21 protein-coding genes and 1 rRNA gene are annotated in these 22,570 nt (G+C 56.8%); 4 read left to right on the top strand and 18 right to left on the bottom strand.

The features are described from left to right. Nucleotides 1-36: 36 nt before the first annotated feature. The 15 genes from phnO to DAI21_RS02460 all read right to left on the bottom strand — a co-directional run bounded on the left by phnO (nucleotide 37) and on the right by DAI21_RS02460 (nucleotide 11,019). Nucleotides 37-471 (bottom strand): aminoalkylphosphonate N-acetyltransferase, encoded by a 435-nt coding sequence (phnO, locus tag DAI21_RS02530; RefSeq protein WP_107702424.1) that lies wholly within the window; start codon nucleotides 469-471, stop codon nucleotides 37-39. After that, nucleotides 464-1,015 (bottom strand): ribose 1,5-bisphosphokinase, encoded by a 552-nt coding sequence (gene phnN / locus DAI21_RS02525; protein ID WP_100777966.1) that lies wholly within the window; start codon nucleotides 1,013-1,015, stop codon nucleotides 464-466. The genes phnO and phnN overlap by 8 nt, the downstream gene beginning before the upstream one ends. Beyond that, a complete protein-coding gene (gene phnM, locus DAI21_RS02520; RefSeq protein ID WP_107702423.1) occupies nucleotides 1,012-2,148 on the bottom strand; it encodes an alpha-D-ribose 1-methylphosphonate 5-triphosphate diphosphatase in 1,137 nt (378 codons plus the stop codon). Before phnM ends, phnN begins: the two co-directional genes overlap by 4 nt. Further along, nucleotides 2,145-2,825: a phosphonate C-P lyase system protein PhnL gene (gene phnL / locus DAI21_RS02515; RefSeq protein ID WP_107702422.1), complete on the bottom strand. Its 681-nt coding sequence runs from the start codon at nucleotides 2,823-2,825 to the stop codon at nucleotides 2,145-2,147. Before phnL ends, phnM begins: the two co-directional genes overlap by 4 nt. A 9-nt stretch (nucleotides 2,826-2,834) precedes the next feature. Next, nucleotides 2,835-3,590: a phosphonate C-P lyase system protein PhnK gene (phnK, locus tag DAI21_RS02510; RefSeq protein WP_107702421.1), complete on the bottom strand. Its 756-nt coding sequence runs from the start codon at nucleotides 3,588-3,590 to the stop codon at nucleotides 2,835-2,837. Then, nucleotides 3,587-4,432, bottom strand: a complete 846-nt coding sequence (gene phnJ / locus DAI21_RS02505) for an alpha-D-ribose 1-methylphosphonate 5-phosphate C-P-lyase PhnJ (protein ID WP_100777962.1) — start codon at nucleotides 4,430-4,432, stop codon at nucleotides 3,587-3,589. The genes phnK and phnJ overlap by 4 nt, the downstream gene beginning before the upstream one ends. Then, entirely contained in the window at nucleotides 4,425-5,489 is a 1,065-nt protein-coding gene (locus DAI21_RS02500; protein WP_107702420.1) for a carbon-phosphorus lyase complex subunit PhnI, read from the bottom strand. Before DAI21_RS02500 ends, phnJ begins: the two co-directional genes overlap by 8 nt. Then, nucleotides 5,489-6,073, bottom strand: coding sequence for a phosphonate C-P lyase system protein PhnH (phnH, locus tag DAI21_RS02495; protein WP_100777960.1), 585 nt, complete (start codon nucleotides 6,071-6,073; stop codon nucleotides 5,489-5,491). The genes DAI21_RS02500 and phnH overlap by 1 nt, the downstream gene beginning before the upstream one ends. Continuing rightward, a complete protein-coding gene (gene phnG / locus DAI21_RS02490; RefSeq protein WP_107702419.1) occupies nucleotides 6,070-6,522 on the bottom strand; it encodes a phosphonate C-P lyase system protein PhnG in 453 nt (150 codons plus the stop codon). The genes phnH and phnG overlap by 4 nt, the downstream gene beginning before the upstream one ends. After that, nucleotides 6,523-7,248: a phosphonate metabolism transcriptional regulator PhnF gene (gene phnF / locus DAI21_RS02485; RefSeq protein WP_107702418.1), complete on the bottom strand. Its 726-nt coding sequence runs from the start codon at nucleotides 7,246-7,248 to the stop codon at nucleotides 6,523-6,525. A gap of 20 nt (nucleotides 7,249-7,268) precedes the next feature. Then, complete coding sequence (gene phnE / locus DAI21_RS02480) at nucleotides 7,269-8,048, bottom strand: phosphonate ABC transporter, permease protein PhnE (protein WP_100777957.1); 780 nt, start codon at nucleotides 8,046-8,048, stop codon at nucleotides 7,269-7,271. A 51-nt stretch (nucleotides 8,049-8,099) separates the two neighbouring features. After that, entirely contained in the window at nucleotides 8,100-9,122 is a 1,023-nt protein-coding gene (gene phnD, locus DAI21_RS02475; RefSeq protein WP_107702417.1) for a phosphonate ABC transporter substrate-binding protein, read from the bottom strand. Between the two features lie 63 nt (nucleotides 9,123-9,185). Beyond that, the gene (phnC, locus tag DAI21_RS02470) at nucleotides 9,186-9,974 is read right to left on the bottom strand and encodes a phosphonate ABC transporter ATP-binding protein (RefSeq protein ID WP_107702416.1); all 789 of its coding nucleotides are present in this window, start codon (nucleotides 9,972-9,974) and stop codon (nucleotides 9,186-9,188) included. Nucleotides 9,975-10,106: 132 nt separating this feature from the next. Beyond that, nucleotides 10,107-10,538, bottom strand: coding sequence for a VOC family metalloprotein YjdN (gene yjdN, locus DAI21_RS02465; RefSeq protein WP_107702415.1), 432 nt, complete (start codon nucleotides 10,536-10,538; stop codon nucleotides 10,107-10,109). Nucleotides 10,539-10,683: 145 nt separating this feature from the next. Continuing rightward, complete coding sequence (locus tag DAI21_RS02460; protein WP_100777954.1) at nucleotides 10,684-11,019, bottom strand: zinc ribbon domain-containing protein YjdM; 336 nt, start codon at nucleotides 11,017-11,019, stop codon at nucleotides 10,684-10,686. Nucleotides 11,020-11,620: 601 nt separating this feature from the next. Here DAI21_RS02460 and crfC point away from each other — a divergent pair. Both crfC and DAI21_RS02450 read left to right on the top strand, forming a co-directional pair. Then, nucleotides 11,621-13,975 carry a clamp-binding protein CrfC gene (crfC, locus tag DAI21_RS02455; RefSeq protein ID WP_107702414.1) on the top strand — a complete coding sequence of 785 codons (2,355 nt, stop codon included), beginning with the start codon at nucleotides 11,621-11,623 and terminating at the stop codon, nucleotides 13,973-13,975. Next, entirely contained in the window at nucleotides 13,972-14,853 is an 882-nt protein-coding gene (locus tag DAI21_RS02450; RefSeq protein ID WP_102105749.1) for a diguanylate cyclase regulator RdcB family protein, read from the top strand. Before crfC ends, DAI21_RS02450 begins: the two co-directional genes overlap by 4 nt. 34 nt (nucleotides 14,854-14,887) lie before the next feature. Here DAI21_RS02450 and kdgT read toward each other — a convergent pair whose 3' ends face one another. Then, the gene (gene kdgT / locus DAI21_RS02445; RefSeq protein ID WP_100777951.1) at nucleotides 14,888-15,883 is read right to left on the bottom strand and encodes a 2-keto-3-deoxygluconate transporter; all 996 of its coding nucleotides are present in this window, start codon (nucleotides 15,881-15,883) and stop codon (nucleotides 14,888-14,890) included. Nucleotides 15,884-16,536: 653 nt separating this feature from the next. Here kdgT and proP point away from each other — a divergent pair. Further along, nucleotides 16,537-18,039 carry a glycine betaine/L-proline transporter ProP gene (gene proP / locus DAI21_RS02440; RefSeq protein WP_100777950.1) on the top strand — a complete coding sequence of 501 codons (1,503 nt, stop codon included), beginning with the start codon at nucleotides 16,537-16,539 and terminating at the stop codon, nucleotides 18,037-18,039. A 33-nt stretch (nucleotides 18,040-18,072) separates the two neighbouring features. Here the strand turns inward: proP and DAI21_RS02435 are convergent, their stop codons facing one another. Both DAI21_RS02435 and DAI21_RS02430 read right to left on the bottom strand, forming a co-directional pair. Beyond that, complete coding sequence (locus DAI21_RS02435; protein WP_107702413.1) at nucleotides 18,073-19,026, bottom strand: nickel/cobalt transporter; 954 nt, start codon at nucleotides 19,024-19,026, stop codon at nucleotides 18,073-18,075. A 64-nt stretch (nucleotides 19,027-19,090) separates the two neighbouring features. Next, nucleotides 19,091-20,452 carry an HdeD family acid-resistance protein gene (locus tag DAI21_RS02430; RefSeq protein WP_234419510.1) on the bottom strand — a complete coding sequence of 454 codons (1,362 nt, stop codon included), beginning with the start codon at nucleotides 20,450-20,452 and terminating at the stop codon, nucleotides 19,091-19,093. 500 nt (nucleotides 20,453-20,952) lie between these two features. Between DAI21_RS02430 and DAI21_RS02425 the strand changes: the two genes are divergently transcribed. Beyond that, nucleotides 20,953-22,492, top strand: a 16S ribosomal RNA gene (locus DAI21_RS02425). Nucleotides 22,493-22,570: the final 78 nt, after the last annotated feature.

The raw sequence follows: 22,570 nt of genomic DNA, 5'->3' as shown, positions 1-22,570 counted from the left end.
TTTAACGACATTGCCAGGCGGCGCTGTGCTCAGGTTTTACAGCGCTTTGGTAAAACGAAAATGGCTCTGGGCATACCCTTCGCGAAGATAAAACCGGTGCGCATCCACGCGCTTCACGCTGGTCGACAGCTCGGTCATCTCGGCACCTGCATGTCGCGCCTGCGCTTCGGCCCAGGCCAGCAGCTGGCTGCCGACTTTCAGGCCACGGGCCTGCGGCAGCACCACCAGCTCCTGAATCTCACCGATCCAGTTGGCGTGATGCAGATGAAACTGCAAATGCAGGCCAATCATCCCGACGACGTGCCCGTCCAGCTCCGCAAGATGGTAGTGCATGTTGCGATCCTGAAGATTCGCGAGATACCCGGCATGAAAGGCTTTCTGGTCGAATTCCGCCTGTTTTAACTCACAGATCAGACCGTAAACGGCCTGCGCATCGTCCGCAGTGGCGGGGCGCAGCTGGCAGTCAGGCATGTTGTTTCTCCTTCTGACGGATAAGCGATAACAAATTCTCGACTGACTGTAGCAAACTTCCGTCGTTATTGAGCAGATGGCAGTCCGACGGCGTGTAGCGCGCTGCACGCGCCAGACGCAGGTCGATCTCCCGCGCGCTTTCGCGCCCGCGCTGCTGCAAACGCTGGCGCAGCACTTCCGGTGAAACCTGCAAACAGACCGGCAGCAGCGCCTGGGCGTAGCGCGCGCGGGCCTGTTGCAGATGGGCGCGCGAGCCGTTCACTAGCACGTCGAAACCGGCGTGCAGCCACAGGTCGATCTCAATGCCCACACCGTAGTACAAGCCGTTCGCGTGCCAGCTCAGTGCCAGTAAGTTCTGCCCGGCGCGGGTAAAAAACTCCTGCTCGCTCAGGGCAATATGATTCTCGCTGCCCGCGTTCGCCGCGCGCGTGATGTAGCGATGCGCCACCAGCAATTGCGTGTGCTCCTGCTGGCGCAGCGCCGACAGCAGGCTGTCTTTTCCGGAGCCGGACGGCCCCATGAGCCAGATCAGTTTTCCCATCAGAACACCCGTTTTCCCTGACGCCAGACGTGGTCGATATGGATGTGCTCGCCCTTGCGATGCGCCAGCACCAGATCCGCCCGTTTGCCTTCGCCAATCACCCCGCGATCGCTCAGGTTCAGCGCGTCAGCCGGGTTTTTGGTCACCAGACGAATGGCCTGCGGCAGGGTGAAAGGGTTGCCCGTGTCATCGGCGACGCGGAAGGCCGCGTCCAGCAGGCTCGCCGGATAGTAATCTGAGGAGAGAATATCCAGCAGGCCGAGCGCTGCCAGCTGGCTGGCCGCCACGTTGCCGGAGTGGGAGCCGCCGCGCACGATGTTAGGCGCCCCCATCAGTACGTTCATTCCGTGCTGGCGGGAGGCTTCTGCTGCGGCAAACGTGGTAGGAAATTCGGCGATCACGCTACCAAGCTGATGGGATTCCCGCACATGGTCGTGCGTGGCGTCGTCGTGGCTTGCCAGCGCAATGTTACGCTCCCTGCACATCGCCGCAATCGACAGGCGGTTCGGCTGCGACCACTGGGCCGCCAGCGCCAGCTGCTCCTCTTCGTAGCGCGCCATTTCTTCGTCATTCAGGGCGTATTTGCCCTGATAATATTCACGGTACTTCTCGATATTGGCGAACTGACGCTGGCCCGGTGAGTGGTCCATCAGCGACACCAGAGAGACCGGCTCGCGGTCAACCAGCTTTTCAAACAGCGGCAGGGTGGTGTGGTGCGGCAGTTCGCAGCGCAGATGCAGGCGATGCTCGGCGCGGTTCAGGCCGCGCTTTTGCGTCTCTTCCACCGCGTTGATCATCTTTTCCAGATTCTCCAGACGGTCGCCGCCGTCGCGCACATCCCCAATCGCCACGGCATCGAGTACCGTGGTGATGCCGCTGGCGACCATCAGCGCGTCGTGGCTGCTCATCGCCGAGTGGGCCGGCCAGTCCACCTTTGGGCGCGGGGTGAAGAATTTATCCAGATTATCCGTATGTAGTTCGATAAGCCCCGGCAGCAGCCAGCCGCCGTCGCCATCCATCGCCTCCGGCAAGCGGCTCTGGGTTTCGGCGTATGTGCGAATCACGCCGTCCTGAATGTCGATCGATCCCGCGATCACGTCGTTTTCCAGTACCAGTTTGACGTTATTGATGATCATGCTGCGGCTCCCATCGGATGAAGACGATCCGCCACGCGATCGCGGACTGCGGCGTCGTGGAAGATCCCCACGATCGCCGCCCCGCGCGCTTTGGCCTGTTCGATCAGCTCGACGACGGCGGCGCTGTTTTTGGCATCCAGCGAGGCAGTCGGTTCATCGAGCAGTAAAATCGGGTAATCGACGATAAAGCCGCGGGCGATATTCACGCGCTGCTGCTCGCCGCCAGAGAAGGTTGACGGTGCCAGGTGCCACAGGTGTTCCGGGACGTTGAGGCGCGTCAGCAGCCGGGCAGCTTTCGCCGCGCATTCGTCGCGGGAGACGCCCAGATCCAGCAGGGGCTGCATGACCACGTCCAGCGCGGAGATCCTCGGGATCACCCGCAGAAACTGGCTCACCCAGCCGATCGTCGCCCGGCGGACTTCCAGCACTTTGCGCGCCGGGGCCTGCACCAGATCCACCCACTCGTCGCCATGACAGATATGAATGTGGCCCTGGTCGGGCAGATAGTTGGCGTAAAGGGAGCGCAGCAGCGTCGATTTTCCGCTGCCCGAATGGCCATGCAGCACCACGCATTCCCCCTTTTTGACCTCAAGAGAGGCATTTTGCAGCACCGGCAGTCGCACGCCGTTTTGCTGGTGGAGCACAAACGTCTTACTCACATTTTCTACGCGGATCATGTTGGCCTCTTAGTTCTGCAATACCGATGAAACCAGCAGCTGGGTGTACGGATGGTGCGGATCGTCGAGCACGCGGTCGGTTAATCCACTTTCGACCACCTGGCCCTCCTTCATCACCATCAGACGGTCTGCCAGCAGGCGGGCCACGCCCAGATCGTGGGTAACAATCACCACCGCCAGATCCAGCTCTACCACCAGGCCGCGCAGCAGGTCGAGCAAACGCGCCTGCACGGAGACATCCAGCCCGCCCGTCGGCTCATCCATAAACACCAGTTTCGGATGGGTGACGAGGTTGCGGGCGATTTGCAGGCGCTGCTGCATTCCGCCGGAAAAGGTGGTTGGCAGGTCGTCGATACGCGACGCCGGGATTTCGACATCGGTCAGCCACTGCTGGGCGGTTGCGCGGATATTGCCGTAGTGGCGCGCGCCCGTTGCCATCAGCCGTTCGCCGATGTTTCCGCCTGCCGAGACCTGGCGGCGCAGGCCGTCCATGGGATGCTGATGCACCACGCCCCACTCGGTGCGCAGCAGGCGACGGCGCTCGGCTTCGCTCATGTCGTACAGGGACTGATCCTGATAACGGATCTCGCCGGTTTGCGGCGCCAGGCGTGCGGAGATGGACTTGAGCAGGGTGGTTTTGCCGGAGCCGGACTCGCCGACAATCCCCAGCACTTCACCAGGCCACAGCTCAAACGACACGTCGCTAAAGCCTTTGCCGGGCGCATACAAATGGGTCAGGTTGTTCACCGAAAGCAGCGGTTTCATTGGCCGTTCGCCTCACTCTGTTGGCGGCAGAAATCGGTGTCGGAGCAGACAAACATGCGTTTGCCCGTATCGTCGAGCACCACTTCGTCGAGATAGCTGTGTTTTGAACCGCAGATGGCACACGGCTCGTCCCACTCCTGCACCCGGAACGGGTGATCGTCGAAATCGAGACTTTCGACGCTGGTGTAGGGCGGCACGGCATAAATGCGTTTTTCGCGTCCGGCGCCGAACAGTTGCAGTGCGGGCATCATGTCCATTTTCGGGTTATCGAATTTCGGGATTGGCGATGGGTCCATCACGTAGCGCCCGTTCACCTTCACCGGGTAGGCGTAGGTGGTGGCGATATGACCGAAGCGGGCGATATCTTCGTACAGTTTCACCTGCATCACGCCGTACTCTTCGAGGGCGTGCATGGTGCGGGTTTCCGTTTCGCGCGGCTCGATAAAGCGCAGCGGCTCAGGGATGGGCACCTGGAAAATCAGAATCTGATCTTCCGTCAGCGGCGTTTCCGGGATGCGGTGGCGGGTCTGAATCAGGGTGGCATCTTCCGTGCGCTCGGTGGTGTTCACGCCGGTGACGCGCTTGAAGAAGTTGCGAATCGACACGGCATTGGTGGTGTCATCCGCCCCCTGGTCGATGACTTTCAGCACGTCCGCTTCGCCAATCACGCTGGCGGTCAGCTGAATGCCGCCGGTGCCCCAGCCGTAGGGCATCGGCATTTCGCGGCCACCAAACGGGACCTGATAGCCGGGAATCGCCACGGCTTTTAAAATCGCGCGGCGGATCATGCGCTTGGTTTGTTCGTCCAGATAGGCAAAGTTATAGCCGCTGAGGTTAGCCATGATTGCGCTCCCGTTGAAGACGTTTCAGCAGTTCCAGTTCCGCCTGGAAATCGACGTAATGCGGCAGTTTGAGGTGCGAGACGAAGCCCGCCGCCTCAACGTTATCCGCGTGGGCCAGCACGAACTCTTCGTCCTGCGCCGGGCCGGAAATCGTCTCGTCATAGTCCGGGGCCTGGAGCGCGCGATCAACCAGCGCCATCGCCATCGCCTTGCGCTCGCTCATGCCGAACACTAAGCCGTAGCCGCGCGTGAAATGCGGCGCGTCGTTTTCAGGGGCCACGAAGCCGTTGACCATTTCACACTCCGTCATCAGCAGTTCGCCGACGTTGACCGCAAATCCCAGCTCTTCCGGCACGATATCGATTTCAACGAAGCCGCTGCGGATTTCGGCAGCAAACGGATGGTTGCGCCCGTAACCGCGCTGGGTGGAGTAGGCCAGCGCCAGCAGATAGCCTTCGTCACCGCGCATCAGCTGTTGCAGGCGCGAGGCGCGCGAGCACGGATAGACCGGCGGTGTACGGGTGACGTCGTCCGGCACGCGGCCTGAGTCCTCTTCGGCTTTCGCCAGCCCCTGGTTCGCCAGCAGGCTAAAGACGTGGGGAGCGGATTCCTGCTCTGCGTCTGAGGTGTTTAGCCTCGGGGCCTCACCGTTCGCCAGCAGGGTGAAATCGAGCAGGCGGTGGGTGTAGTCGTAGGTGGGGCCGAGCAACTGGCCGCCGGGAATGTCTTTGTAGACGGCGGAAATGCGGCGCTCCAGTCGCATCTTCGCGCTGTCCAGCGGCTCGCTGACCGCCAGTTTGGCCAGCGTGGTGCGGTAGGCGCGCAGCAGGAAGATAGCTTCGACGTTATCGCCGCTGGCCTGTTTCAGCGCCAGGGCCGCCAGCTCGCGGTCGGCAATTCCGCCTTCGGTCATCACCCGGTCAACGGCCAGGTTTAGCTGCTGTTCGATTTGCGCGACGCTCAGCTCGCTAAGCGCTTCATCGCCGCGTCTTCTGTGCTCTTGCAGCGCATGGGCGGCAGCTATCGCCTTCTCGCCCCCTTTAACGGCAACGTACATCAGCACACCTCGACATGTGTGGTCCGTGGGATTGCCAGCAGGCGTTCGCCGCAGGTGAGGATCAGGTCGATCCCCAGTGGGAACGGATGCGGACGTTCAGTGAGTTCGTGAATGATGCATTCGGGCAGCTGTGGCGCGACCATGCGCTCGTCGGCGATCCCGGCCCCGGTCAGGCGCAACATGCGCCCACCGCTGAGGCTTGCGACCTGCAGAATCAGCGTGGCGCTGGTCTCCGGGGCGACGGCGCTGCCGGACGAGAGCGCGTTCAGCTGCTCGTGGCTGATCAGCTCGTCGGCCACGGCAAACACCGCCTGCTGCGGCTGATCCACCCGTGGGGCGCTGGTGTGAAAGCGCAGGTTCTGGCTGGCAATGTCGTTGGCCATGCTGGCCGACAGCCAGACCGGCGTGTCGTTATCCGCCAATGTCAGCAGCACGCTGGTGGTGGCGAGATTCAGTGGCTGCCAGCCGTGGGTGAGCTGATGCAACGAGACAATTACGCCCGGCTCGCTCATGGCTTTCAAGAGGCGACGAAAACTGTGCTGGGCATCCTGCACGGCGTGGGTAAAAGCGGGTTGAAGCGTCATGCGTTATCTCCGCGAACGAGCGTAAAGAAGTCGACCCGGCTGGTGTTGATTTCGGCCTGACGGGCGGCAATGCGCGCGGCACGGTCGGCTTCCAGCGGGGCAATTAAGGTTTCCATTAACGACTGAAAATGGGTCGGTTCCTGCAACAGCGCGTCGACGACGGCGCACTGCTCGGCGTGTTGTTTATCGCGCCCCAGCAGGTAGCTGTAGCCTGTGGTGCCGCTCTTAAGGCGAATCACCGTACGAGTCAGGGTGGCGTCTCCGGCAAAAAAACGGTCGCCGGTGCCGCCCATCCGCGCCTGTATCTGCACCAGGCCGATCTCGGGGGCGCGCAGGGTGTCGTATTCCGGAGCGAGGTTCATCAGGCGCAGACGCTCGCGCAGGGCGGCGGGCTGGCTGTGGGCCAGGGCGCTCATCCAGCGCTGGCGAGTGGGAGTATCGAAGTGCATTCAGTGCTCCATGGTGAATTCAATCATGTCGGCGCGGGTCAGGCTGACAGAGTATTCCGTCGCGTTGACCTCGCCGTCACGGTGGTTGAGGGTGCGCACGCAGAGCAGCGGTGCCATGTTCGGGATCTCCAGCACCTTGCTCTCTTTGGCCTGCGCGCGACGGGCGCTGATCCGCGTCTGGGTGCGCCTGAGGGCGATGCCGGTAGCGTCGAAGAGAAAGTCATGCAGCGAGCCATTGGAAAAATGTTGCAGCGTCGGCCAGAGGGTGAGGTCAGCGAAGTAGTGGTCGATCTGGCAGACCGCCACGCCGTTGACGCGTCTTAAGGTGCGCAGATGCACGACGTTGTCGCCCTCCTGAATCCCCAGCGCATCAGCGATGTGGCTGGAGGCCGGGCGCAGCACCGAGAGCAGTTTTTCGCTGGTCGGGTGGCTGCCCTGATCGAGCAGGTTCTGACTGAAACGCGCCTGGGAGTTCAGCGGATAGTCGAAGGGGCGCATCAGCACCAGTACGCCAATCCCCTGGCGGCGCTGGACCCAGCCGCGTTCCACCAGCTGGTCAATGGCGCGGCGCAGGGTGTGGCGGTTGACTTCGTAGCGGTCGGCGAGCTGCTGTTCGGCGGGCAAATAGTCGCCGCAGCGGTAGTGGGTGCGCAGCTCGATTTCGAGCCTGGCGGCGATCTCTTGCCAGCGCGTGGGGTAACTGGTCGGATGTCTGGATAAGTGCATAGAAATCAAAGCCTCGCTTCTCAGATGAAGTGCTTACGCAAACGTTGAGAGAGGAAATCCAGCAGGCTGACGGTGATGATGATGAGGACCATCAGGGCGCAGGTTTGCTGGAACTGGAAGCCGCGAATCGCTTCCCACAGGGTGACGCCAATCCCGCCCGCACCGACCATGCCGACCACCGTCGCCGAGCGAACGTTGGATTCGAAACGGTAGAGGGAGTAGGAGATCAGCAGCGGCATGACCTGCGGCAGGACGCCGTAGAGAATTTCTTCGATTTTGTTGGCCCCCGTGGCGCGGATGCCTTCCACCGGGCCGGGTTCGATGGCTTCAACCGCCTCAGACAGCAGTTTGGAGAGCACGCCGGTGGTGTGGATGAACAGCGCCATGACGCCAGCAAACGGGCCGAGACCGACGGCGACCACGAACAGCATCGCGAAGACCATTTCGTTGATGGCGCGACAGGCGTCCATCAGGCGGCGCATCGGCTGGTAAATCCACCAGGGGACGATGTTTTCGGCGCTCATCAGGCCAAACGGAATGGAGAGGATGACCGCCAGCGCGGTGCCCCAGACGGCGATTTGCATGGTGACGGCCATTTCGCCGAGATAGTCCTGCCACTGGCTGAAGTCTGGCGGGAAGAAGTCTGCCGCGAAGGTCGCCATGTTGCCGGAGTCTTTGACCAGCATCAGCGGGTCCATTTCCGCACCTTTCCAGGAGATGACGAGCACCGCCAGCAGAATGGCCCAGCTTATCAACGAGAACCAGCTGCGTTTCGGGGGTGGGACGGTGATGGTTTGCATGAGTTCTCCTAATGTTCTCTCCCTCTTCGTGTGGAAGAGGGAGAGGGACGGTTACTGCACCGCTTTATTCACTGACGTCATCGCGCTTAGCGCGGCGGTCAGGCGGTCCAGATCTTCCAGCTGCGCCTGAATCACAGAGACTTTGCTGGTCTTCTCTTCGGCGTTCAGCCCTTTGTTGTCCTTCACGCCCTGCATCTCTTTAAACAGGGCCAGCTGACGGATAGGCACCAGCTGCAGATCGCTTGAGGCGCGGAACGGCGCCCAGCCCAGACGTTCGAGAACCGTTTTCTCTTCCGCCGTTTTGCCGTAATTCATAAAGAAGTCGTAGATCTTGTCTTTGGTGCTCTCAGAGAGGTTTTTGCGCCAGACAATCGGGTCGCCCGGAATGAGTGGTGATTTCCAGATCACCTTCAGCTGTTTCAGTTTTTCCGGCGCGGAGGTTTTCAGTTTGTCGAGGTTTTCGGTGTTGTTGGTGGCGACGTCAACCTGCTTGTTGGCAACGGCCAGCGCGTTGGTTTCGTGTCCGGCGTTAACCGTGCGTTTGAACTCGCTGGTGGAGACGTTGTTTTTGGCGAAGACGTAATAGCCCGGTACCAGGAAGCCGGAGGTGGAGTTTGGATCGCCGTTACCGAAGGTGAGATCTTTGCGTTTGGCGAGCATATCGTTGAGATTGTTGATCGGACTGTCTTTGTTGACGATCAGCACGCTCCAGTAGCCAGGGGAGCCGTCTGCGGCGACGGTCTGGGCGAAGACCTGACCGTTGGCGCGATCCACCGCTTCCATGGCGGAGAGGTTGCCGTACCAGGCGATGTCGACTTTGTTAAAGCGCATCCCCTGGATGATGCCCGCGTAATCCGGGGCGAAGAAGGCGTTCACTTTGATGCCCAGTTTGGTTTCCATATCTTTCAGGAAGGGTTCCCACTGGGGTTTCAGGTTTTGCTGTGATTCTGTCGAAATAATGCCGAAGTTCAGGGCTTTTTCCTGTTCCTGCTCCTGCGCAAAGGCCGGGGTTAACAGGGTGCTGATGCTGAACATGCTGGTGAAGGCCAGCGCGGCAACGGCTTTATAGCTCATCTATCATCCTCTTTTGGCATTGTTCCAGGCCAGTTCATTTGCCAGCCTGAACGCTTCGTGAAATTACGCAGCCTGCGCGTTCTCTTCGACGCGGTTAATGCTGCGGTACAGGTGGTCAAAACGTTCGTTATCAAAGTGTTGGCTTGCGCCGTCATAGAACACATGGCCCTGACGCAGGGCGACGATGCGCTCGCAGTAGCGCAGGGCGTAATCCACCTGATGCAGCGTGACCACGACGGTGATGCCGTCGTTCTGGTTAATGTCGCGCAGGGTTTCCATCACGATGCGGGCCGATTCCGGGTCCAGCGAGGCGATGGGTTCATCGGCGAGGATCACTTTGGCTTTTTGCATTAGCGCTCTGGCGATGGCTACGCGCTGCTGCTGGCCGCCGGAAAGGGTGGAGACGCGCTGGTGGGCTAAATGGGCCATCCCGACGCGGGTCAGGGCCTGGAGTGCCTGCTGTTTTTGTGCCGGGGAGAACCAGCGCAGGCAGGTGCGCCAGAAGGGGGTGCTGCCGAGGGCGCCGATCAGGACGTTCTCCAGCACCGTCAGACGATTCACCAGGTTAAATTGCTGGAAGATGCAGCCCGTTTGCGTGCGGCTTTTACGAATATCGCCCGCCAGACGGCCCGCGCGCTGCACGGTATTCCCCAGCAGCTCGACGTGACTTTCCGGCGTTTTATCGCCGGTAATGAGGCCGCTGAGATGGCGCAGGAGGGTGGATTTTCCGGAGCCGGAAGGCCCGAGCAGCGCTACCATGTCGCCCTGCTGGACAGTCAGATCAACGGCATGCAGAGCCTTGTTGTGGTGAAAGGTCTTGCTCAGTTTCTCGACACGGATGACAGTTTGCATGTTCAGGCCTCACGATAAATGTGGCCTCATGCTGGCGGATTAATGTGACATTTAGGTTAAGTATTGGTTGCGGGATTTTGAAGAGTTGAAGTGAATGGGATGACAGGCGGAGGGGGCGCCTCCGCCAGACGATCACTGCTGTTTAACGACGTTGATCATCCATGGCACACCATATTTATCGGTCACTTTGCCGAAACCGTGTGCCCAGAAGGTCTCCTGCCAGGCCATTTCAACGTTACCGCCCGCGGCGAGCTTGTCAAACCAGCCTTTGCCTTCGGCGACGTCCTGGGTGTCGAGCACCAGCGTGAAGCCCGCGTACTGGGCGTTACCGCCGGGCACGCCGTCGCTCATCATGATTTCGCTGCCAGCGATATGAACGTTGGAGTGGGCAATCGCGGTGTCCGGGAATGTCATGCCAGACGGGCAGCCTTCTTCGCTGTTTTCGTCTTTGGGCATTTCGCCGTAGGTGATTTTATAGGTGAGTTCTGCGCCGACGGCTTGCTGGTAGAAGGCGATGGCTTCTGCACAGTTTCCGGCGAATGAGATGTAGGGACTTAACGACATAATCATTACCTCAGGTAAGAGAAGCTCGTTAAGTGTAGTACGAATTTTGTACAATATTCTGTCGGCCCGGTCAGCGCAGCGCCGCCGGGCACCTGGCCGGATGCGTTGCGCTTATCCGGCTTACAAAACAATAAAAGCTTATATATCAGTTCTTTTTCACGAACTCAGATTTGAGCTTCATCGGGCCAAAGCCGTCAATTTTGCAGTCAATATTATGATCGCCTTCAACCAGACGAATATTCTTCACTTTGGTGCCGATTTTCAGCATCGAAGAGGCGCCTTTAACTTTCAGGTCTTTTACCACGGTGACGCTATCGCCGTCGGCCAGCAGATTTCCGTTGGCATCTTTCACAATCAGCGTATCGCTGTCTTGCGCTGGCTCTGCATCATTCCATTCATGGGCGCATTCAGGACAAATGAACATCCCGTTATCTTCGTAGGTGTATTCGGAATTACATTTTGGGCAGTGTGGAAGTGACATATTGAGTTCCTCAAAAGTGCTAACGGGGCTGGAAAGCGCCAGCCAAAAGATGGCAGTTTGCCGAAAAAGGCGTCAAGTATAGCGTAAGTCCACACCGTTGTCGGTGATATTATTTTTTTTGCGAAGAGTGAAATCGTCGTGTCTGGAGTGACACTTTCTGTCAGTCACTTAAGCGATGCTAACAGCGTACTTAAGATTTAAACGGCGCGATGAAATATATCGAATATTTTATTGCGTAAATTGCCAGGTACTGTCATTTCGGATAAGGTGAGGTGAGCAGTTGTTATTTATCAACGGCACCCGCGATTGCCATTCCTCCTTAGGCGTGCGGGAATTACCTCTCATTTTGGGTGGGTAAATTACTTTGATATATCCTATAGCTTCATAAGAAATGGTCTACGCTCATTATCTTTCGGCTTTCTTTGTCGAGAGGAGCGTACGAGCGCTCTACGCTTCAGGCCGAATATATTCCGGTTTGTCATCAGGCGCTTATATTCATTGAACATATTTTCCACGCGTAATCTAAAAAGCCGAAATTTCATTATTAAAACTATCCGGCTAAATAAAAGTAATAAATTTGCGTTAAGGAAAGGCTTTTATCATGCATACACAAACAATTTTTGAATTAAGCCAGGAAGCGGAAAGGCTTCTGCAACTTGCTTTGCAGAATCTTGACGCCCTGAAATCAATGCCGATTGCGGTGCTGGATAGCACCACCGCTGCGATGACCGGGGAGACGAATAATGTTCTGCCTCTGCATTTCAGCACCCGTGGCGTTGAAACGCAGCTTTCTATGCTTAATAACGAATTACGCAAAATTACCCGTCTGGAGATGGTGCTGGCGATTGTCGGGACCATGAAAGCCGGGAAATCGACCACTATAAATGCCATCGTCGGGACCGAGGTGCTGCCAAACCGCAACCGCCCGATGACCGCGCTGCCGACCCTGATCCGCCACACGCCGGGCCAGACCGAGCCGGTGCTGCATTTCGCCCATGTGTCGCCAATTGATACGCTGATCAAGCAGTTGCAGGAGAAACTCTGCAATCACGATCGCGGAAAACTGACTCAGCGCCTTGAGATCGATAAAGACATGAACGCGCTGCTCGGGCGTATTGAGCAGGGCGAAGCGTTCGAAAAACACTATCTGGGCGCGCAGCCGATTTTCCAGTGTCTGAAAAACCTAAACGATCTGGTGCGTCTGTCGAAAGCGCTTGGCGTCGATTTTCCGTTCTCGGAATATGCGGCGATTGAACATATTCCGGTTATTGAGGTGGAATTTGTCCATCTGGCCGGGCTGGATTCCCATCTGGGCCAGCTGACACTGCTCGACACCCCAGGGCCGAACGAAGCCGGACAGCCGCATCTGCAGAAAATGCTCAGTGAACAACTGGCACGATCGTCGGCGGTGCTGGCGGTGATGGACTACACCCAGTTGAAATCGATCTCCGATGAAGAGGTGCGACAGGCTATTTCGGCGGTCGGAAAATCGGTGCCGCTGTATGCGCTGGTGAATAAGTTTGATCAGAAAGATCGCAACAGCGATGACGAAGAGCAGGTGCGGGCGATGATCTCCGGCACGCTGATGAAAGGCAATATTTCGCCGGGGCAGATTTATCCGGTGTCGTCGATGTGGGCCTATCTCGCCAACCGCGCGCGCTATGAAATTGCCAGCCATGGCCGCTTGCCGAACCCTCAGGAGCAGCGCTGGGTGCAGGATTTTGCCGAAGCGGCGCTCGGACGTCGCTGGCGGACGGCGGATCTGGATGATGTTGAGCATATTCGCCATGCCGCCGATCTGCTGTGGGAAGATTCGTTATTCGAACAGCCGATCCGTAAACTGATCTACGCCGCTTACGCCAACGCGTCGCTCTATGCCCTGCGATCGGCTTCCCATAAGCTGCTGAATTACGCGCAAAATGCCCGCGAATACCTGGATTTTCGCTACCAGGGGCTGACGGTGGCCTTCGAGGAGTTGCAGGTAAATATCACGCGTCTTGAAGAGGATATGGCGCTGTTGCAGATGCGTCAGGAGGTCGTCAGCGACGAAGTGGGGCATGAAGTGGAACAGGCGCTGGATGCGGCGAACGCGTTTATTTCGCAGCAGAAAAGCCAGATTCAGCAGGCCATCGGCCACATCTTTAACAGAGATAATATTCTCGATTTAGCGGGCATCCAGCCTATGAGCCTGAGAAACAGCTCCCAGGAAGAGATGGGGCAGCTGGTGCTGGATGATGAAGGGCAGGCGCAGATTGTGTTGAGCAAAATCCGCTCCTCCTGCGAGCTGATCATGCTGGATGCGCAGGGAAAAATCAGCCGCGAGCTGGCGCTGCGCTTTGACCAGCTTGAGTCCACGCTGGCGCGTTCCCTTAACGAAGCGATGCGCCCCATTGAGAAACGCATTAAAGAAGAGCTGAGCCATGCCGGTTTCCGGGCGCGGATCAGCTTCCCGGCGTTCCAGGCGAGTCAGCTTAATTTCAACACGCGTGGGCTGTTTACTGATGCCATTGCGTCGGAAAATCGTCCGGCGGGTGATGTGTCGGCCTCAGGCAGCGTACGTGAGACGGTGTCGCGCTGGCTGAACAATCCGGGCTGGGGCTTTGAAGATTACGTGATGACACGCACCCGATATGTTATTGACATCGCGCAGCTTCATGAGCGATTTAAACAGCATATTGATCAATTTTGTGAACAAATCTGTAAAGCTTTGGTGGCGCAGGTCGATGTCTCTGTTACGGCAGGAATGGCGACGTTTTTCGCAGAATTTTCGTTATGTCTGACCGGGTTACAGGAAAGCTTGCGTGATAGCCTCGCAGTGCGCCAGCAAAACGAGCACTCCACCCGAGCGCTCAGCCAGCTGTTGCAGCAAAGTATTACCACTGCGACGTGGATTCAGGAAGATACCCGACTGTTACGCGATGATATTCAAACCTTATTCGCGGCTGAGCAACTATGACAACACAACTACTGGACGGTCCCGGGCGGACGCTGGAGTGTATTCATCCGAAGTTTATGGTCGATCTGGTACAAGGGGTGGACGCGGTGCGTCTTCCCCCTCTCGCCCCTCAGCAGCAGCAATTTCGTGAGCGTTTAACTCAGGAGATCATGACCCAGACGAAGCTTCGGCCCTGGGCGATGACGGGAATGTTCAGCGAAAATGCTGCCCTGCGGCTGGGGCTTGCGGAAAAACTGGCGGGGATGTTCGATCCCGGCCATCTGGCGCTGACGCGCATGACGGAAAAACTCACCACGCTGCGCCAGCAGACCAGCCGCCAGGGGCAACAGTCTCCGGGCCTGATGCAGCAGTACGACGATCTCTCTGCCCATTTTTCTCAGCGTGCTGCCTATAAAGAGAAAGCGCTTTCCCAGCGTGGCCTGACGGTGCAGGCGGGCGAACATAGTGAGCAAATTTTTACCCACTGGCGGGCCGGGCAATACGATGGCTGGTCGCTGGCCGGGCGTTGTTACCTCGCGCTGGAAGAGCTTCGTTGGGGGGCGTTTGGCGATGCCTGTCGCCTGGCAAACGAAGACGTTGGCGCGATGCTGAAAGACAATTTACGCAGCCTGGCGGCAAATTATCTGGCGCAGGGCATTAACGCTTCTCCCGCCACTCGCCATTTCTATCACCAGTGGCTTGCCACACCGATTTCAACGGGCTTAATGGACCATAAGGATATGCTGGGGTGGCTGGGCGACTGGTGTCATCCTGACCGTCATCCGGTGAGCTGGTCTGTGACGCAAAGCTGGCAGACGGTGGCACTGGGAATGCCGAGACTCTGCTCAGCGAAAAGGCTGGCGGATGCGATGGTGAGTGAAGTGTTTGGCGAGGGATAACTAAAACCCTCTCCGAAGAGAGGGCGTAGAAATCTTAGTGATGTAAGGATTCAACCGGCTGCGGCTCTGACTCGGCCTGCGGGATATTGCCATAACGTTTGGCGTACAGCGCCGTAATAATCGGTACCAGAATCGCGGTCACAATCACAGCCGCTGCAACCAGCGCGGTTGCGGAGGCGGCCACCGGTTCGAAGGCCGGGTTAATCTGCGCGATAATCACCGGGTTCGCCACGGCTGCACCTGCAGCAGATGACGCAGCGACACCTGCGGTCCCATTCCCTCCTCCAATCACGCGGTCTGCGATAATCAGTGGAATACCGGTGATGATGATAACCGCGACGCCCAGGGCGATGCCCAGCAGACCGGTATCCATAATCACGCCCAGGTTGATGGTGTTACCCAGTGCGAAGCCGAAGAACGGAATCAACACCGGCGTGGCTTTGCTGAAGAAATCGCGCAGATCGGTGTCCAGGTTACCCAGTGCGAAACCGATCAGGAACGGCAGAATTGCGCCGACGAAGTGGTGCGGTTCAAACGAGGCCAGACCGGCGGAGCCCAGGATCAGCATGGTCATCAGCGGACCGGATTCCAGCGACATTAAAACGAAGGCGCCAGACTCTTCTTTGGTGCCGTACTGGTTCATCAGGCTGGCGTAGAGACCGCCGTTGGTCATATCCATTGCCGAAACAATCGCCAGAATGGACAATCCGGCGAAGAATCCGGTCTGAATTCCGTTCTCAGGAATAAACATGGCGCAGACCATTGCGACGACCCAGGCGACCGCAATTTTGGTAATGACCAGCGTACCTGATTTACGCAGAACGGTACCTGTAGCCCGTAAATTAATAGAGGCGCCAATACAAAAGAACCAGACCGCCAGAATGGGAACGGTGCCGGTGATCATCCCTTTTGTGAATCCGCCAAAATAAGCGCCGGTATTTGGCGCAAGGGTATTTAATATTGCGCCAAGGACCAGGGGAACCAGCATCATCCCGCCAGGGATGCGTTCAATTGTGGCTTTAATCTTCATGATAAATCCTCACATCTCATCTCGCGTTTCTGGCGGACAAGTCAGGTAATATTAATGATTACATTCAAATGATTACGAAAATTTAACTGTCTGAAGTTCCGTCTGGTAATGCACAAACCGCAGCCCGTTTACACGTGTTAAACGGTTGGTGAGTTGCAGCCATCGCGGCGTGTTCGGGCTTATCATGCGATCATTGGAATTGCGATTCAATGAAAATAAAACAGTGTTTTAGTTATCTTGATCACATATTTGCGTAAACGAAGAGATTGACCGCTTGTAATTAAAAAAGCTGTGAATTGGATGTAAATGAAAGTCAGTGTTTTATTTAATTGCGAGAGGAATAATAACCAGCGGAAGAATCGTCTGAATGCGATTAAAACGTAACGAAAGAGAGAGGGGTGCTTACGTTTTCTGACAACTTCTGACGCCATACGTAAGTTTTTGTGAAGTTGATCACTAATTTAAACGCTGGTAGGGTAAAGAGGTCACTAACTGCCCAGACAGGCGTCAACAGGTTCGGTTGTATCGACAGTAAATGTCAATGTAAGTAAACCTGCTACGCTTGAAGAAGAAGATTCGCATGAGGCGAATCTCACTTTACAGACCGCATGAGTTTCTGTGGTATGGACAGGGCTGAGTCTACGAGGATAGCAATGCTTAAAAGGAAAAAAGTAAAACCCATTACGCTCGGCGATGTCACCATTATTGATGACAGCAAGCTGCGCAAGGCCATCACTGCCGCATCGCTGGGTAACGCGATGGAATGGTTTGACTTCGGTGTTTACGGCTTCGTTGCCTATGCACTCGGTAAGGTCTTCTTCCCCGGCGCCGATCCCAGCCTGCAGATGATTGCAGCGCTTGGTACCTTCTCTGTACCCTTCCTGATTCGCCCGCTCGGTGGGTTGTTCTTCGGGATGCTGGGCGATAAATATGGTCGCCAGAAAATTCTCGCCATCACAATCGTGATTATGTCGATAAGTACCTTCTGTATCGGCCTGATCCCGTCTTACGCCACCATTGGCATCTGGGCACCGATATTGCTGCTGCTGTGTAAAATGGCGCAGGGCTTCTCCGTCGGCGGTGAGTATACGGGCGCATCGATCTTCGTTGCCGAATACTCCCCGGACCGTAAACGCGGCTTTATGGGAAGCTGGCTGGACTTTGGCTCGATTGCCGGGTTTGTGCTGGGTGCGGGCGTGGTGGTATTGATTTCCACCGTCGTCGGGGAAGAGAACTTCCTCGAGTGGGGCTGGCGTATTCCGTTCTTCCTGGCGCTGCCGCTGGGTATCATCGGCCTCTATTTGCGTCATGCATTAGAAGAGACCCCGGCGTTCCAGCAGCACGTTGAGAAACTGGAGCAGGGCGATCGCGAAGGCCTGCAGGATGGACCGAAAGTTTCGTTCCGCGAAATTGCGACCAAACACTGGCGTAGCCTGCTGACCTGTATCGGTCTGGTGATTTCGACCAACGTGACCTACTACATGTTGCTCACGTATATGCCGAGCTACCTGTCGCATAACCTGCACTATTCAGAAGATCACGGCGTGCTGATCATTATCGCCATCATGGTTGGTATGCTGTTTGTGCAGCCGATTATGGGTCTTATGAGTGACCGCTTCGGTCGTCGTCCGTTCATTATTCTGGGTAGCGTCGCGTTATTCGCACTGGCGATTCCGGCCTTTATCCTTATTAACAGTAATGTGCTGGGGCTGATTTTTGCCGGTCTGCTGATGCTGGCGGTGATCCTGAACTGCTTCATCGGGGTGATGGCGTCAACGCTCCCGGCGATGTTCCCAACGCACATTCGTTACAGTGCGCTGGCGGCAGCATTTAATATCTCGGTACTGATTGCGGGTCTAACGCCGACACTGGCGGCCTCGCTGGTCGAAAGCACCCAGGACCTGATGATGCCGGCTTATTATCTGATGGTTATCGCGGTTATCGGTTTAGCGACCGGTCTGACGATGAAAGAGACGGCCAACCGACCTCTGAAAGGGGCCACGCCGGCGGCATCGGATATTCAGGAAGCGAAAGATATCCTGCGCGAGCACTACGATAATGTTGAACAGAAAATTGATGACATTGACGTAGAGATTGAAGAGCTGCAGAAGAAACGTTCTCGTCTGGTAGATCAGCATCCACGGATTAACGAGTAACAAACGAAAAACCCGCCGCTGGCGGGTTTTTTATTAGCAGCCTGCGGCAATGTAGTCGCCGTTAGCGCTGATGGGAATGACCGTTAAGAACAGCACCGTCGCGAACAGAATCAGCACAATCCCACCGACAATTTTTGCCACCGGCACCAGCCAGCTCAGGTGAGACTCTCCGCCGAAGAGCGCCACCGTGCGTTCGCGCGCATAGCGCACCGCCAGCGACAGCCCCATGATCGACAGCGCCGTGCCGAGGGACATGGTCATCACCGCCGCAATTCCCCAGGTCACAATACCCAGCGCGTTCGAGAACATCAGAATCATAATCGCCCCACTGCATGGGCGCGCGCCGATGGCCAGGATTACCCCCAGACGTATTTTCCAGTTTTCCCCGTTCAGCGCGGCACCCACACCGTGGTGACCGCAGCCGCAACTTTCATCATGTTGATGAAGAGGTTTAAGGGCGTGAACCGTCATCCTGCGAGGGCGCAGGCTTTTCAGCGCCTGGTAAATGACAAACGCGCCGAACGCACCAATCATGACCGCGCTGATTTTTTCCACATACCAGCGGCTGGCGCTGAAATCGCCGGAGGCGAGATTAAATCCCACGGCCAGAATAAAGACGAAAAGAATGGCGCTTACACCCTGCATCAGGCTGCCGAGGAAGGGCACAACGCGTGCGGCGAGCTGGCTTTCTTTATTAGTAGAGAGATAGGTGGTGACGATAAATTTGCCGTGGCCTGGCCCAATGGCGTGAAGCACACCATAAAAGAACGCACCCGTCAGCAGCCACAGCCCACCGGCGTACTGGTGATTATTGAGTTGCAGAAGGTACATCACCAGATAGCGGTGCAGGGTGATTTGCGTTGCGAGGCACCACTGAATAAAGGCGTTCCAGTGGGCGTGTAGCGTAAAGGCTGCCAGCAGAATGCCCAGCGCCATCAGCCCGGCAGTGGGGAGGCGCCAGTCACGTGCGAGACGTTGTGTGGTCATGGTATGGCCTGCGGGAGAGGATTTTTGGCAAGTATAGCGTTTATGATCGCGGGCGCGCTGAGGTTTACTCTTCCGTCATCCCTTCGCCGCTTTTACCTTTCACCCATGCGACCCGGCGGTGGAACATTTTTTTCAACGCCCGGCCCAGGGTATTAAACCAGCCTGTCGGGCGCGGATCGGCAAGCATGCTCAGGGCGCGGGCGTAGTCCAGCACCAGCCCTGGCGTCCAGGCCATGGTCTCGGCGCGTTTACGCAGCTGGAGTGCGACCCAAAGTTCCGGCGTGGACATCAGCTTTCCAATCGCCAGCCAGAACCCGCGCGTTTGCCAGAGTCTTCCGACGGATCCCTCCAGCGCGGCTTCCAGCGCCCGTGCCACGCTGCTGGAGCAGTTACGGTGGGTCAAATTGTAGGATTCATTCTGACGGTAGTTTTCCCAGAAGGCGCTCAGGCGGGTTTCACTGTAATTGCGGATGCGTACTTTTCGCGTAGAGGGACACCATTGCGCTGACTCTGTTGCATAGTCGGGCTGGAAAAGCCCTTGCACATTATTCTCCGGCGTCGCCCGCAATAGTCGGGCGAAGGCATCCGGTGAGCGGTCGATGAGTTCCGCAGGGTACAGGCTGATATAGATCCCGCCAGGAGATTCTAGCGCGGCGTGGCCGGTGGATATAATGCCGTTTTGATCCACGGCGGCGATATAACGGTTGATGACCGGACGGGGGATGGTTTCGCCGGGCGCGGAACCTACGGGAGTCCAGATGTGAACCGTCAGCGCTTTTTCGTCATCTTCCGGTGGGCCATCCCATTCCACAGTCGCGGGCGGGAGCGTATCTGCTTCTTCCATATACTCTTCGCCTTTAAGACCCGGGTTGGCGGCGGCCACTTTGACGCGGTTGGCGAGGATAAACATGTTCCATCCTGCGAAGGCAAGGCCCAGACCCAGACAGTAAGGAACGGTGCCGGCATAATTTGACGGCCAGGGCTGATAGAAGAAGATGGCCAGCGCGATCTCGACGATCCCGCCTGCCAGGGCTGAGCGCCAGCGTTGATAGCGAACGACCAGGGCGGAGGCTATTTGTAGCGCACCATCAAGCAAGAACAGCGTGCCGAAGATGATCGCCAGTACAATATCGCCATCGTGGTTCCCCGCCAGGATCAGGACCGCGGCGAGTGAAAAGGTGGCACCTTTGACATAGCGTAAGATGCGCTGCCCGCCCATGCCGCTGTGCGCCACCATTAATGTAAGGGCACCTTCGAATAATAGCAGGCAGGCGAAAGGTTCAATCGGGAAGAACAGCGACCCGTCCATGGCGTCGATGAAGATGACGGTGCCGGCGATCAGAGTGATCCAGCCAAAGCGGCGAAGCCCGCGCCAGTGTGAACGCAGGAAATCGATACCCAGCAGGATCAGGATCAGTCGCATCATAGGAAAACGTCCGGAAATAGCCTTCCACATATATAGCTTATTGGATTGTTTAGTGCGTGATGAGTGAGAAACGTGTCGGTAATACTGGCCGGGTTGTGGATAAGTCTGTGTGTAAAAGGGTATAAGGCGGGGTTTTGCTGTGGAATGCAGCAGTCAGTCATTTTTCTGTCATTTAGCGGTTGCGGGCTGACGAGAACTCCCTATAATGCGCCTCCATCGACACGACAGATGTGAATCACTTCACACAAACAGCCGGTTCGGTTGAAGAGAAAAAATCCTGAATTTCAGGGTTGACTCTGAAAGAGGAAAGCGTAATATACGCCACCTCGCAACGGTGAGCGAAAGCCGCGTTGCACTGCTCTTTAACAATTTATCAGACAATCTGTGTGGGCACTCAAAGTGACATGGATTCTAACGTCGCAAGACGCTAAATGAATACCAAAGTCTCTGAGTGAACATACGTAATTCATTACGAAGTTTAATTCACGAGCATCAAACTTAAATTGAAGAGTTTGATCATGGCTCAGATTGAACGCTGGCGGCAGGCCTAACACATGCAAGTCGAGCGGTAGCACAGAGAGCTTGCTCTCGGGTGACGAGCGGCGGACGGGTGAGTAATGTCTGGGAAACTGCCTGATGGAGGGGGATAACTACTGGAAACGGTAGCTAATACCGCATAACGTCGCAAGACCAAAGAGGGGGACCTTCGGGCCTCTTGCCATCAGATGTGCCCAGATGGGATTAGCTAGTAGGTGGGGTAATGGCTCACCTAGGCGACGATCCCTAGCTGGTCTGAGAGGATGACCAGCCACACTGGAACTGAGACACGGTCCAGACTCCTACGGGAGGCAGCAGTGGGGAATATTGCACAATGGGCGCAAGCCTGATGCAGCCATGCCGCGTGTATGAAGAAGGCCTTCGGGTTGTAAAGTACTTTCAGCGAGGAGGAAGGCATTGTGGTTAATAACCACAGTGATTGACGTTACTCGCAGAAGAAGCACCGGCTAACTCCGTGCCAGCAGCCGCGGTAATACGGAGGGTGCAAGCGTTAATCGGAATTACTGGGCGTAAAGCGCACGCAGGCGGTCTGTCAAGTCGGATGTGAAATCCCCGGGCTCAACCTGGGAACTGCATTCGAAACTGGCAGGCTAGAGTCTTGTAGAGGGGGGTAGAATTCCAGGTGTAGCGGTGAAATGCGTAGAGATCTGGAGGAATACCGGTGGCGAAGGCGGCCCCCTGGACAAAGACTGACGCTCAGGTGCGAAAGCGTGGGGAGCAAACAGGATTAGATACCCTGGTAGTCCACGCCGTAAACGATGTCGACTTGGAGGTTGTTCCCTTGAGGAGTGGCTTCCGGAGCTAACGCGTTAAGTCGACCGCCTGGGGAGTACGGCCGCAAGGTTAAAACTCAAATGAATTGACGGGGGCCCGCACAAGCGGTGGAGCATGTGGTTTAATTCGATGCAACGCGAAGAACCTTACCTACTCTTGACATCCAGAGAACTTAGCAGAGATGCTTTGGTGCCTTCGGGAACTCTGAGACAGGTGCTGCATGGCTGTCGTCAGCTCGTGTTGTGAAATGTTGGGTTAAGTCCCGCAACGAGCGCAACCCTTATCCTTTGTTGCCAGCGGTCCGGCCGGGAACTCAAAGGAGACTGCCAGTGATAAACTGGAGGAAGGTGGGGATGACGTCAAGTCATCATGGCCCTTACGAGTAGGGCTACACACGTGCTACAATGGCGTATACAAAGAGAAGCGACCTCGCGAGAGCAAGCGGACCTCATAAAGTACGTCGTAGTCCGGATTGGAGTCTGCAACTCGACTCCATGAAGTCGGAATCGCTAGTAATCGTAGATCAGAATGCTACGGTGAATACGTTCCCGGGCCTTGTACACACCGCCCGTCACACCATGGGAGTGGGTTGCAAAAGAAGTAGGTAGCTTAACCTTCGGGAGGGCGCTTACCACTTTGTGATTCATGACTGGGGTGAAGTCGTAACAAGGTAACCGTAGGGGAACCTGCGGTTGGATCACCTCCTTACCTGAAAGAACCTGCCTTTGTAGTGTCCACACAGATTGTCTGATGAATGATGAACTTCTGAATGTACTTTCGAGTGCA

The organism is Lelliottia sp. WB101 (genome assembly GCF_003051885.1).
Taxonomy (GTDB): Bacteria; Pseudomonadota; Gammaproteobacteria; order Enterobacterales; family Enterobacteriaceae; genus Enterobacter; species Enterobacter nimipressuralis.
The sequence above is the reverse complement of the archived record's forward strand: the minus strand, read 5'-3'. Positions and strand labels throughout refer to the sequence as shown.